General features: G+C 66.8%; 8 protein-coding genes. All 8 read right to left on the bottom strand.

The window, feature by feature from the left end; translation table 11 throughout:
• Positions 1-17: 17 nt before the first annotated feature.
• The 8 genes from dnaE to rseP all read right to left on the bottom strand — a co-directional run bounded on the left by dnaE (position 18) and on the right by rseP (position 12240).
• Entirely contained in the window at positions 18-3608 is a 3591-nt protein-coding gene (gene dnaE, locus AC5P88_RS17150) for a DNA polymerase III subunit alpha (protein ID WP_286075365.1), read from the bottom strand.
• A gap of 216 nt (positions 3609-3824) precedes the next feature.
• On the bottom strand, positions 3825-4484 hold the full coding sequence (gene rnhB, locus AC5P88_RS17145) for a ribonuclease HII (RefSeq protein WP_106550363.1): 660 nt from the start codon (positions 4482-4484) through the stop codon (positions 3825-3827).
• On the bottom strand, positions 4481-5683 hold the full coding sequence (lpxB, locus tag AC5P88_RS17140) for a lipid-A-disaccharide synthase (protein ID WP_106550395.1): 1203 nt from the start codon (positions 5681-5683) through the stop codon (positions 4481-4483). The genes rnhB and lpxB overlap by 4 nt, the downstream gene beginning before the upstream one ends.
• 53 nt (positions 5684-5736) lie before the next feature.
• Entirely contained in the window at positions 5737-6528 is a 792-nt protein-coding gene (gene lpxA, locus AC5P88_RS17135) for an acyl-ACP--UDP-N-acetylglucosamine O-acyltransferase (RefSeq protein WP_049426783.1), read from the bottom strand.
• Between the two features lie 16 nt (positions 6529-6544).
• Positions 6545-7003: a 3-hydroxyacyl-ACP dehydratase FabZ gene (gene fabZ / locus AC5P88_RS17130; protein ID WP_012479607.1), complete on the bottom strand. Its 459-nt coding sequence runs from the start codon at positions 7001-7003 to the stop codon at positions 6545-6547.
• A complete protein-coding gene (gene lpxD / locus AC5P88_RS17125; protein ID WP_106550362.1) occupies positions 7000-8022 on the bottom strand; it encodes a UDP-3-O-(3-hydroxymyristoyl)glucosamine N-acyltransferase in 1023 nt (340 codons plus the stop codon). Before lpxD ends, fabZ begins: the two co-directional genes overlap by 4 nt.
• A 421-nt stretch (positions 8023-8443) precedes the next feature.
• Positions 8444-10807 (bottom strand): outer membrane protein assembly factor BamA, encoded by a 2364-nt coding sequence (bamA, locus tag AC5P88_RS17120; RefSeq protein WP_495225588.1) that lies wholly within the window; start codon positions 10805-10807, stop codon positions 8444-8446.
• A 74-nt stretch (positions 10808-10881) separates the two neighbouring features.
• Positions 10882-12240, bottom strand: coding sequence for an RIP metalloprotease RseP (gene rseP, locus AC5P88_RS17115; RefSeq protein ID WP_495225587.1), 1359 nt, complete (start codon positions 12238-12240; stop codon positions 10882-10884).
• Between the last annotated feature and the right edge of the window lie 32 nt (positions 12241-12272).

Genomic DNA, 12272 nt, shown 5'->3' with positions numbered 1-12272 from the left:
AAACCAGGGAGCCAGCCTCAGCTGGCCCACGGTGGGCTGTAGCGCACCTTCAGCGTGCGCACGGCCGGGTCGGCGCGCAGCGCCTCCATCAACTTGGAATCGATGCGCACCGCGCTTTGCCCGGAGACATCGAGCATGCCGGCGACGCCGCCCTGCGGACCCTTCAGCAGCAGGTCCAGGCGCAGGGGGGTGCGTCCGGGGCGATGGCGGTCGAGCAGGGCGTCGATGCGCTCCCAGACCGGGCGCTGCTGGCGCAGGTCCAGGCGCAGCGACAGCCGCGTGGCGTAGTTGGCGCAGACCTCATCGAAGTCCCAGCACTGGCGGATGCGCAATGCGTAGCCGCCGTTGAATTCGTCCTCGCGCAGGCCACCCTTGACCACCAGGATGCGGTCCTTGGTCATCAGGTGGCCGAACTCGGCCATCGCGTCGGAGAACGCGCTGCACTCGACGCGGCCGCGGCCATCTTCCAGCTGGATGAAGATCTGGCTCTCGCCCTTGCGGCGCACGCCGACCACCTGGCCGGCCAGCACGGTCTGCACTTCCGGGCGCCAGCGCTTTTCGCCGCCACCGCCGCCACCGCTGTTGGCGCTCCAGATCTTCTCCACCGAGCCCAGATCGTTGCCGACCAAGTCGCGCACATCATCGCGCCAGGGATCGAACGGGTGGCCGCTGAGGTAGAAGCCCAGCGTGTCGCGCTCGCCGTTCAGGCGCTGCAGCAACGGCCATTCCTCGGCCTCGGGCAGGTCCAGCTGGATTGTGGTCGCGCTCGGGTCCGGGCCGCCGAACAGCGAGTTCTGCCCCGAAGCACGCTCGCGTGCCATCTGGTCGGTGGCCTTGATCACCTCCGGCAGCTGCAGCATCAGCGAGGCACGGTTGCGACCGAGCTCGTCCAGCGCACCGCAGTTGATCATCGCTTCCAGCGTGCGCCGGTTGAGCTTGGCCGAGCCGACGCGGGTGCAGAAGTCGAGCAGGTCCTTGTACTCGCCGCCCTTCAGGCGCTCGTCGACCACCGCTTCGCAGGCGCCCTGGCCGACGCCCTTGATCGCGCCCAGGCCGTACTGGATGGTGTCCGGGGTGACCGCTTCGAACATGAAGGCCGACTGGTTCACCTTCGGCGGCAGCACGGTCAGGCCGAGGTTGCGTACTTCGTCGAGGAAGCCGACCACCTTGTCGGTGTTGTCCAGGTCGGACGACAGCGTCGCGGCCATGAACTCGGCCGGGTAATGGCGCTTCAGCCACGCGGTCTGGTAACTGACCAGCGCGTAGGCGGCGGCGTGCGACTTGTTGAAGCCGTAGCCGGCGAACTTCTCCATCAGGTCGAAGATCGCATCGGCCTTGGCTTCGTCCACGCCGTCCTTGGCCGCGCCCTCGCGGAAGATCTCGCGGTGCTTGGCCATTTCGGCCGGCACCTTCTTGCCCATCGCACGGCGCAGCAGGTCGGCGCCGCCCAGCGAGTAGCCGCCGACGATCTGCGCCATCTGCATCACCTGCTCCTGGTACACCATGATGCCGTAGGTGTCTTTCAGGATCGCTTCGGTGCGCGGATCGGGATAGATGATTTCTTCCTGGCCGTGCTTACGCGCGTTGAAGGAGGGAATCAGGTCCATCGGGCCGGGGCGGTACAGCGACACCAGCGCGATCAGGTCTTCGAAGCGGTCGGGGCGCGCGTCCTTCAGCAGGCGGCGCATGCCCGAGGATTCGAACTGGAACACCGCGCCGGTATTGCCGTTGGCGAAGATGTCCTTGTAGGTGGGCGTGTCGTCGAGCGGAATCGCGGCGATGTCCACCGGCGGGATGCCCGCGCGTTCGTGGCGCTTGTTGATCGCCTTCACCGCCCAGTCGATGATGGTCAGCGTGCGCAGGCCGAGGAAGTCGAACTTCACCAGGCCCACTTCTTCCACGTCGTTCTTGTCGAACTGGGTGACCGGGTTCTTGCCGAGGCCGTTCTCGTCGTGTTCGGCGTACAGCGGGCAGAACTCGCTCAGCGGTTCGGGCCCGATCACCACGCCACCGGCGTGCTTGCCGGCGTTGCGGGTCAGGTCTTCCAGCTGCAGCGCCAGGTCGATCAGGTCGCGGACATCGTCCTCGGTCTCGTAGCGCTGGATCAGCTCCGGCGAGGCCATTTCCGAGCTGGGGCCTTCCTTGCCCTTGCCCAGTGCATCCTTCAGGTGGATGCCGAGGATGTTCGGGATCAGCTTGGAGACGCCGTCGACCAGGCCGTAGGGGAAACCGAGCACGCGGCCGGAGTCGCGCACCACCGCCTTGGCGGCCATGGTGCCGTAGGTGATGATCTGGCTGACGCGCTCGCGCCCGTACTTGCGCGCGACGTAGTCGATCACCTCGTCGCGGCGGTCCATGCAGAAGTCGATGTCGAAGTCGGGCATCGACACGCGTTCCGGGTTCAGGAAGCGCTCGAACAGCAGGTTGTACGGCAGCGGGTCCAGATCGGTGATCTTCAGCGCCCACGCCACCAGCGAACCGGCACCCGAACCGCGGCCCGGGCCGATCGGGATGCCCTGGTTCTTGCCCCACTGGATGAAGTCGGCCACGATCAGGAAGTAGCCTGGGAAGCCCATCTTGATGATGGTGTTGAGCTCGAATTCCAGGCGCTCGAAGTACTCTTCGCGGGTCTTGCCCGGCGCCAGCGGATTCTTCTCCAGGCGCTCTTCCAGGCCATCGCGCGACATCTTCTGGATCCAGGTGTCCAGGGTCTCGTCGTCGGGCACCGGGTAGTTGGGCAGGAAGTAGGTGCCCAGCCGCATCTCGATGTTGCAGCGCTCGGCCAGCGCCAGCGTGTTGTCGATCGCATCGGGGATGTCGGCGAACAGCGCACACATCTCCTCGGCCGACTTCAGGTACTGCTGGTCGCTGTATTCGCGCGGGCGCTTGGGGTCGTCCAGCACGCGGCCGGTGGAAATGCACACGCGCGCTTCGTGCGCGCTGAAATCGGTCGGCGACAGGAAGCGCACATCATTGCTGGCCACCACCGGCAGGCCACGCTGGCCGGCCGCCATCAGCGCGAACTGGTTGAAGGTTTCCTCGCCTTCGCGGCCGGTACGGGTCAGTTCCAGGTGCAGGCCATCGCCAAACACGCGCTGCCAGTCGGCCAGCTGCTGCTCGGCCAGCTCATGCTTGCCGTCCAGCGCCAGGCGCCCGGCCAGGCTCTGCCGGCCGGCCAGCGCGAACAGGTTGGCGTTGCCGGCCTTCAGCCAGTCCGGGTGGATGGCCACACCGCCTTCCGGACGATGGCCTTCCATCCAGGCGCGGGTCAGCAGTCGCGACAGGCTCAGGTAGCCCTCACGGTCGCGGCACAACAGGGTCATCCGCCACGGGTCCTGGCCTTCCTCGGCGATCAGCACGTCGGCACCGGCGATCGGCTTGATGCCCACGCCTTCGGCGGCCTTGTAGAACTTGACCAGGGCGAACAGGTTGTTGAGGTCGGTCACCGCCAATGCGGGCAGGCCGAGTTCCACCGAGCGCGACAGCAGGTTGGCCTGCTTGGCCTTCTTCGGGTCCGCCTGGTCCGGCTTGGCCGGCACACGGATGGTGGAGTCCGCCAGCGAGAACTCGGTGTGGACGTGGAGATGTACGAAGCGGGAGTTGGACATGCCGGACCAGGTTGGAGCGCGCGGGCCCCGGGTGCCGACGGGGGAATCGTCGCCGGGGTCGGGAAGCGCTGGAGTGCCCGGTCAGGGTAGCGAGGGCGGGGGGAGGCGACAAGGACTTGACGGTACGTCGATTGCGCGAATACCGCCGGGCATGGCCCGGCGCTACCGGGTGCGTTCACATTGCCGTGGTAGCGCCGGGCCATGCCCGGCGGCTGTTCAGGCGATCGTGGCGGCCTGCTCGGCCTGCAGGCACTCGCGTACCGGCGCGAAGCTGCGGCGGTGCTCCTCGCAGGGGCCGTGCTGGCGCAACGCGGCCAGGTGAGCCGGGGTGCCATAGCCCTTGTGCTGCTCGAACCCATACTGAGGGTGGCGGGCGTGTACGTCCTGCATGTAGCGGTCGCGCGAGACCTTGGCCAGGATCGAGGCGGCCATGATCGAACGGTCGATGCCATCACCCCCGACCAGGGCCTGCGCCGGCAGCACCAGACCCTTGGGCACGACGTTGCCGTCGATGCGGGCGAAGCCGGCCACGTGGGCCACCGCTGCGACCACGTCGCGCATGCCCTGCAGGGTGGCCTGGTAGATGTTCAGGCGGTCGATGGTGTCCGCGTCCACCAGCACCACGTGCCAGGCCAGGGCACGTTCGATGATGCGGTCATGCAGCTGCTCGCGGCGGGCTGCGGTGAGTTGCTTGGAATCGTCCAGGCCGTTGATGCGCGGCCGGGATGGATCGAATACCACTGCTGCCACCGCGACCGGTCCGGCCAGCGGACCACGGCCGGCTTCGTCGACGCCGGCGACCAGACGCTCCGGCTCGACCACGGCGGCGCCGTCGAACAGGGCCAGGCTGGCTGCTGCGGCGTGGCGGCGGCTCATGCCTGGGCCTGGTCGCGCATCAGCAGCTCGCCCACCGCGTCGGCCGCGCGGGCCGAGGCATTGCGGCGCAGGCGCTCGTGCAGGCGGGCATAGGTGTCCTGCAGGTCGGTCACCCGCTGCGGGTGGTCGAACCACTGCTGGATGGCCGCCGCCAGCTTGTCCGGCGTGCAGTCGTGCTGCATCAGTTCCGGTGCCAGGTCCTGGCCGGCCAGGATGTTGGGCAGGGCAAAGCGGTCGACCTTGATCAGGCCCAGCGCCTTGACCAGGCGGTAGGTCAGCTCGTTGACGCGGTAACCGACCACCATCGGCCGCTTGACCAGCATCGCCTCCAGCGTCGCGGTGCCGGAGGCCAGCACCACCACATCGGCGGCGATCATCGCGTTGCGTGCCTCGCCGTCGAGTACGTGCGAGAAGGCCACCGGCAGCGCCGAGCGTGACAGTTGCTCTTCGATCAGGCGCTTGCAGGCCGGGTTGGCCGCGGGCACCACCACGTGCAGGCCGGGGATGCGTTCGGAGACCTGCCATGCGGCCTCGAAGAACGGTTCGCCCAGGCGCGAAATCTCGCCCAGGCGGCTGCCTGGCAACACTGCCAGCACCTTGGCCGAGGTCGGCAGGCCAAGCGCGGCACGGGCCTCCTCGCGGTTGCCCTGCAGCGGAATGTCATCGGCCATCGGGTGGCCGACGAAGCGCGCGTCGATGCCTTGTTTGGCATAGATCGGCGGTTCCATCGGGAACAGGCACAGCACCAGGTCGGCGCTGCTGCCGATCTTCTCCGCCCGCTTCTCGCGCCAGGCCCAGACCGAGGGGCTGACGTAGTGCACGGTGCGCACGCCGCGCTGCTTCAGCCAGCGCTCGATGCCCAGGTTGAAGTCGGGCGCGTCGATGCCGATGAACACGTCCGGCTGCCATTCCAGCGCACGCTGGCGGAACGCCGAACGCAGTTTCAACAGGCGTGGGAGATGGCGCAGTACTTCAGTCAGGCCCATCACCGCCAGTTCGCTGGCGTCGTGCCAGGTCTGGCAGCCGGCGCTGCGCATGGCATCGCCGCCGATGCCGGCGAATTCGGCATTGGGAAAGCGTGCTTTCAGTTCGCGCACCAGGCCCGCACCGAGCAGATCGCCGGAGGCCTCACCGGCCACCAGGGCGATCCGCAACGGGCGCTCGCTGAGCACCCGCTGGGCAGGGACGCTGCCGGCCATCGAGGCCAGCGGAATCACGGCAGCGCCGGCCGGCGCCTGGCCGGTCGAGCTGCTCATCGCAGCAGGGGCCTCTCGGCGTGCTCGATGAAGTCCAGCATCGCCTTCACGTCATCGCTGTCACGCGCCTGTTCGGTCAGCTGCACCTTGGCTTCGGCCAGTGGCAGGCCTGCCACGTACAGGGTGCGGTAGGCCCGCTTGATGGCGGAGATGCGCTCGGCATCGAAGCCGCGGCGCTTCAGGCCTTCGCTGTTGATGCCGCGCGGGCGGCCCAGCGAATCGGTGCCGACCATGGTGAACGGCGGTACGTCGCCATTGGTCAGCGCGCCCATGCCGAGGAAGGCGTGCGCACCGATGCGGCAGAACTGGTGGGCACCGGCGAAGCCGCTGATGATCACGTAGTCGCCCACGGTCACGTGGCCGGCCAGCGTGGTGTTGTTGGAGAACACGCAGAAGTTGCCGACATGGCAGTCGTGCGCCACGTGCGTGTAGGCCAGCATCCAGTTGTCGTTGCCGATGGTGGTGATGCCGCCGCCACCGCCGGTGCCACGGTTCAGGGTGACGAACTCGCGGAACACGTTGCGGTCGCCGATCACCAGTTCGGTGCGTTCGCCAGCGAACTTCTTGTCCTGCGGCTCGCCACCGACCGCCGCGTGGCCCACGAAGCGGTTGTCACGGCCGATCTTCGTCGGGCCGTGGATGCTGCAGTGGGGGCCCACCACTGTACCGGCACCGATTTCGACATCGGCACCGATCAGGGTGAACGCGCCGACCTGGACGTCGTCGGCCAGGCGCGCGGCCGGATCGATGACGGCAGTCGGGTGGATCCGTGGTGCGTTGTCAGTCATTGCTGCCTCCCGTGGATCAGCCCTTGGCACCGGCGCACATGACCTCGGCCGAGGCAACGACTTCACCGTTGACCTTGGCTTCGCCGTAGTACCAGCCCATGTTGCGGATCAGGCGCTTCATCTGCACATCCAGCATCAGCACGTCGCCGGGGACGACCTGCTTGTTGAAGCGGGCGTTTTCCACCTTGACCATGTAGAACAGCTTGGACTGCGCATCGCGGCCGAGCGTGAGCTGGGTCATCACGCCACCGGCCTGGGCCAGCGCTTCGATGATCAGCACGCCGGGCATGATCGGGCGGCCCGGGAAGTGGCCCTGGAAGAACGGCTCGTTGATGCTGACGTTCTTCTGCGCCAGGATGCGCTTGGCCTCGATGTCGAGTTCAAGCACCCGGTCCACCAGCAGGAACGGGTAACGGTGCGGGAGCAGTTCCTGGATCTGGCAGACGTCGATAGGAAGCTGCAGCGTGTCGTTCATTCTTTCTCCTTGCCAGCAGCCAGGACGCGGCGAGCCAATGCGTCCAGCTGCTTGAAGCGCGCGGCGTTCTTGCGCCACGTGCGGTTGTCGGTCAACGGGGTGCCGGACGAGTACTCGCCCGGCTCATGGATGGAATTGCGGACCACCGACTTGCCGGTGATCACGACCTTGTCGCAGATCTCGAGGTGGCCGACCACGCCGACGTGGCCACCGAGCAGGCAGTAACGGCCGATCTTGGCGCTGCCGGCGATGCCGGTGCAGCCGGCGATGGCCGAGTGCGCGCCGATCTGCACGTTGTGCGCGATCTGCACCAGGTTGTCCAGGCGCACGTCCTCGTCCAGCACGGTGTCTTCCAGCGCACCGCGGTCGACGCAGGTGTTGGCGCCGATTTCGCAGTCGTCGCCGATGCGCACGCCGCCGAGCTGCGGCACCTTGATCCACTTGCCGGCGTCCATCGCCAAGCCGAAGCCATCGGCGCCGAGCACGGCGCCCGGATGCACGCGCACGCGCTTGCCGAGCTTGACCCGGGTGACCAGGGTGACCCGGGCGATCAGCTCGCAGCCGCTGTCCAGGCTGCAGTCCTCGCCGATCACGCTGCCGGTGCCGATGATGCAGTTCTCACCGACCACACTGCGTGCGCCGACGGAGACGAACGGGCCGATATGCGCGCTGGCGGCGACCTGGGCGCTGGGATCGATGACGGCGCTGGGGTGGATGCCCGGCGGGCGCGTCGGTGCGATGTCGAACAGCGCTGCGATCTTGGCGAACGTTGTGTACGGGTCCTTGGCCACGAGCGCGGCGCCGGGGGCGGCCTCGGCATCGTCGGCGCGCAGCACGACCAGCGAGGCCTGGCTGTCTGCCAGCTGGGCGCGGTAGCGCGGGTTGGCGAGGAAGGTCAGCTGGCCAGGACCGGCATGGGCGAGGGTGGCCACGCCATGGATGGCGGTGGCGGGGTCGCCATGGACCTGCAGGCCGAACTGCTCGGCGAGTTGCTGGGCGGTGTAGGTGGGAGTATTCACGGCGGGAGTTTAACGTGTGACGCCATTGCGGTCATGCGGGGGGCGTTCTGCGGCCAACGGCGAGGCCCCTCGTGGCCGGCAGAGCCAGGTTCATGGGCCGGGTCGGACGGGGCGGAGCCGCGGGGGACGGCGCAAGTACGTCCCTGTAGCCTTGATCGCCGCATCCATGCGGCTCACACCCCCGCAGCCCCGCCCCGTCCGACCTTCGACGGTCTGGCGCCAGTGCCGGCCACGGAAAAACAGAAAAGATCAAAAGCGGGGTGCGCGCTTCCCGCATCCGGGCTAAACGAAAACGCCGGGCAGTGCCCGGCGCTTCGCGCTCCGTCTGGTGGAGAGCCCCCCTTTGTTAAGGGGGGCGCGCCGACGGCGCGGGGGATAGGAGGGATGCGCGTGCAGTTCTGATGAACCGCAGGGCGGTTCGTCAGAACTGCCCACCGAACGTGAACTGCAGGCGTTCGATCTTGTCGCCGTCTTCCTTCTTCAGCGGGAACGCGTAGCTGATCGAGATCGGGCCGACCGGGGCGCGCCACAGCAGGGCGACACCGGAGGACACGCGCAGCTCGTTGGCCTTGAAGTTCTTGGTGCCGTTGTAGACGTTACCGAAGTCGACGAAGGCCGACACGCGGGCCGACGGGCTGTCGAACAGGCGCGGGAAGTAGGCTTCGACCGAACCGACGGTCTTCAGCGAACCACCCAGCGGCTGGCCTTCCGGGTAACCCTGGGTCACTTCGCGCGGACCGAGGGTGTTGTCCTCGAAGCCGCGTACCGAGTTGGTACCACCGGCGTAGAAGTTCTCGAAGAACGGTAGGCCGCTGGCGGTGACGGTACGGGTTTTGCCGTCGGCGTCGGTGATCGTGCGGGTGTAGTCCTTGCCGTAGGCATCACCGTAGCCCACTTCGGCGCGGGTGTTGATCACCAGCGACGGCATGATCGGCCAGTACTTGCTGATCTGGTAGTTCAGCTTGTAGTACTCGATGGTCGAACCTGGCAGGGTCGTTTCCAGGCCGATGCGCTGGTAGGTACCGCGGGTCGGCATGAAGTAATCGTTGCGCGAGTCGCGCGCCCAGCCGAGCTCGGTGCGCCAGGCATGGAAGGTGCGCGAACCGACCGCATCGATGTAATCGATGATCGAGGCGGGAGTCGAGCCACGGTAGGTCGTGATCTGGTTGCTGTCGATACCGAACATCAGCGAGACGGTATCGGTCTCGGTCAGCGGCACGCCGAACACCACCTGCGCAGAACCATTGGTGCTGTTGTACTGCGCGGTGTTGAAGTCGGAGTAGTCCAGTTCACGCCAGGACAGGTTGTAGCCCAGCGACACGCCGTCGTCGGTGAAGTACGGGTTGGTGTAGCTGAAGCCGTAGCGCTGCAGGTAGCTGCTGCGCGAGGCTTCGACCGACACGCGGTTGCCGCCGCCGAGGAAGTTGTTCTGCGACAGCTGCACCGAGGTGGTCATGCCGTAGGACTGGGAGTAGCCCAGGCCGAACACGAAGCTGCCGGAGGTGGTTTCCTTGACGTTGTAGACGACGTCGACCTGGTCGTTGCTGCCGCTGACGGCCGGGGTCTCGACGTCCACCGACTCGAAGTAGCCCAGGCGCTGCAGGCGGATCTTGGAGCGGTCGATCGCGGCCTGCGAGTACCAGCTGTTCTCGAACTGGCGCATTTCCCGACGCATCACTTCGTCGGAGGTGCGGGTATTGCCACGGAACAGGATGCGGCGCACTGACACGCGCGGGCCCGGAACGACCTGCATGTTGATGGCCACGGTCTGGTCGGCGCGGTTGGTGGTCGGGATCGGGTTCACCTTGGCGAACGCATAGCCGATGTTGGACAGCGAGTTGGTGATGGTGTCAGAGCTGAATTCCAGCAGGGCACGCGAGAACGTGTCGCCGGACTTCTGGATCACCATGCGCTCGACGTCCTCCTGCGGGAGGATGGTGTCGCCGCTGACCTTGATCTCGGAGATCTTGTACTGCGCACCCTCGGTTACGCCCGCGGTGAGGAACATGTCGCGCTTGTCGGGGCTGATCGAAACCTGGGTGGAATCGATGCTGAAATCGACGTAGCCGCGGTCCAGGTACCAGGAGTTGAGCTTTTCCAGGTCGCCGGACAGCTTTTCCTTGGAGTACTGGTCGTCACGGCGGTACCACGACGCCCAGTTGTGCTCCTTGGACTCCCAGGTCTCCAGGATGTCCTTGCTCTCGAACTTCTCGGTGCCGACCAGGTTGACGTGGCGGATCTTGGCCGCCTTGCCTTCCTTGATGGCGATCGCGATGTCGACGCGGTTGCGGTCCAGCGGGCTCACGGTCGGGGTGATCTCGACGGTGTACTTGCCGCGGTCGTTGTACTGGCGGCGCAGTTCCTGGGTCACGCGGTCCAGGCTCAGGCGGTCGAAGGTGCCACCCTCGGTCAGGCCGATGTCGGACAGGCCCTTGAGCAGCTGCTCGGACTTGATGTCCTTGTTGCCGGTCACGGTCAGCTTGTTGATCGCCGGGCGTTCCTTGACCGTCACCACCAGGATGCTGCCCTGGCGGTCCAGCTGCACGTCTTCGAAGAAGCCGGTCTTGTACAGGGCGCGGATGGTCTCGCCGACCTTGTTGTCGGTGATGGTCTCGCCACGTTCCACCGGCAGGTAGGTGAACACCGTGCCCGAGCTGATGCGCTGCAGGCCGTCGACGCGGATGTCGCTGACAGTGAAGGGCTCGGCTGCCTGGGCCAGGGCGGGAGCGCCGGTGACGGCGGCGAGGGCGAGGGCCAGCAGGCGGCGATTGGGGAGTCGCGTCATGTCACGTCCGGTAGGAAGGTCGATTTCATTGGTGCGGGATGCCGACGCTGTAGACGGCAACAACGTGGAAAAGTTCATCGCGGGACCAGGCCGAGGATGTCGTTGTAGAACGCCAACCCCATCAGCCCGGCCAGCAACGCCAGGCCGATGTATTGGCCGGCGGCGATGGCACGCTCGCTCAGCGGGCTGCCCTTGACCAACTCGATAAGGTAATACAGCAGGTGGCCGCCGTCCAAGATCGGGATCGGCAACAGGTTGATGATGCACAGGCTGAGTGACAGCAGGGCAAGGAACTGCAGGAACCAGTCGAGGCCGCGTTTGGCCGAGACATTGGCCACGCGGGCAATGGTGACGGGCCCGGAAACGTTCTGCAGCGAGGCTTTGCCGGTGACGATGCGGCCCATCATGCCCAGCGAATCGGCGGCAAGCCGGCCGGTTTCACGTACGGCGACGGTCACCGCATCCAGCGGCCCATAGCGCAGCAGGGTGTCGTAGGCGGGGCTGTAGGTGGTGGGGAAGCCGACGCCGATCTGCCAGACCGGATTGCCCTTGCCATCCTTGCCCTGGCGGGGCGTGACTTCCAGTGCAAGGCGTTCACCGCCTCGCAGGACCTCGATCATGCCAGGGCCTCCGGCACGGCCGAGGGCCTGGATCTCGCCGATCACCTGGTCGACGCTGTCGATGCGCTGGCCGTCGATCGCCACGATCAGGTCGCCCGGCTGCAGCAGTCCGGTGACCACCGAATCGGCGGTGAGCGAGTCGACCAGTGCAGGCTGCAGCCACGACTGCCAATACAGCCCGGCCAGGATCGGCACCCGTCGTTCATCGAAACCGGCGGGCAGCTGCGACAGCGGCAGGGTGCGCACGCGCACCTGGTCCGCAGGGTCGAGTACTTCAAGCTTGACGTCGCGGCGATCCATCGCGGCGGCGGTCAGCGCCATGCTGGCCTCGCCCAGGGTGGCGACCTGGCGGTCATCCACCCGCAGAACGCGGTCACCGCTGGCCAGGCCGGCACTGGCGGCGATGCCGTCAACCCGGCCGATCGTCGGCGAGTAGTCCTGCTTGCCGATCACGAACATCGCCCACAGAAGCAGGATGCACAGCAGCAGATTGGCGATCGGCCCTGCAGCAACAATGGCGATGCGCTGCCACACGGTCTTGTGGTTGAAGGCCTGGCCGCGCTCGTGGGGATGGACCTCGACCTCACGTTCGTCGAGGAACTTCACGTAGCCACCCAGCGGGATGGCGGCAATGGCGAACTCGGTACCGTGCTTGTCGCGGCGCGACCACAGCGGGCGGCCGAAGCCGACCGAGAAGCGCAGGATCTTGACCCCACAGAGGCGGCCGACCCAGTAATGCCCGAACTCGTGGAACGTGACCAGCAGCCCGAGGCTGACAATCATCCACCAGACCGATCCGATGAAGTCAGTCATGCAGGCTCACAGTGGCGGGCAGGGGCGGCGGC

It is taken from the genome of Stenotrophomonas sp. YJH_SMC_8, from assembly GCF_059371315.1.
The sequence above is the reverse complement of the archived record's forward strand: the minus strand, read 5'-3'. Positions and strand labels throughout refer to the sequence as shown.

Coding starts and splice junctions, on each gene's coding strand:
- dnaE (WP_286075365.1), bottom strand. CDS start 3,608: ATGTCCAACTCCCGCTTCGTACATCTCCACGTCCACACCGAGTTCTCG.
- rnhB (WP_106550363.1), bottom strand. CDS start 4,484: ATGAGCCGCCGCCACGCCGCAGCAGCCAGCCTGGCCCTGTTCGACGGC.
- lpxB (WP_106550395.1), bottom strand. CDS start 5,683: ATGGCCGGCAGCGTCCCTGCCCAGCGGGTGCTCAGCGAGCGCCCGTTG.
- lpxA (WP_049426783.1), bottom strand. CDS start 6,528: ATGACTGACAACGCACCACGGATCCACCCGACTGCCGTCATCGATCCG.
- fabZ (WP_012479607.1), bottom strand. CDS start 7,003: ATGAACGACACGCTGCAGCTTCCTATCGACGTCTGCCAGATCCAGGAA.
- bamA (WP_495225588.1), bottom strand. CDS start 10,807: ATGACGCGACTCCCCAATCGCCGCCTGCTGGCCCTCGCCCTCGCCGCC.
- rseP (WP_495225587.1), bottom strand. CDS start 12,240: ATGACTGACTTCATCGGATCGGTCTGGTGGATGATTGTCAGCCTCGGG.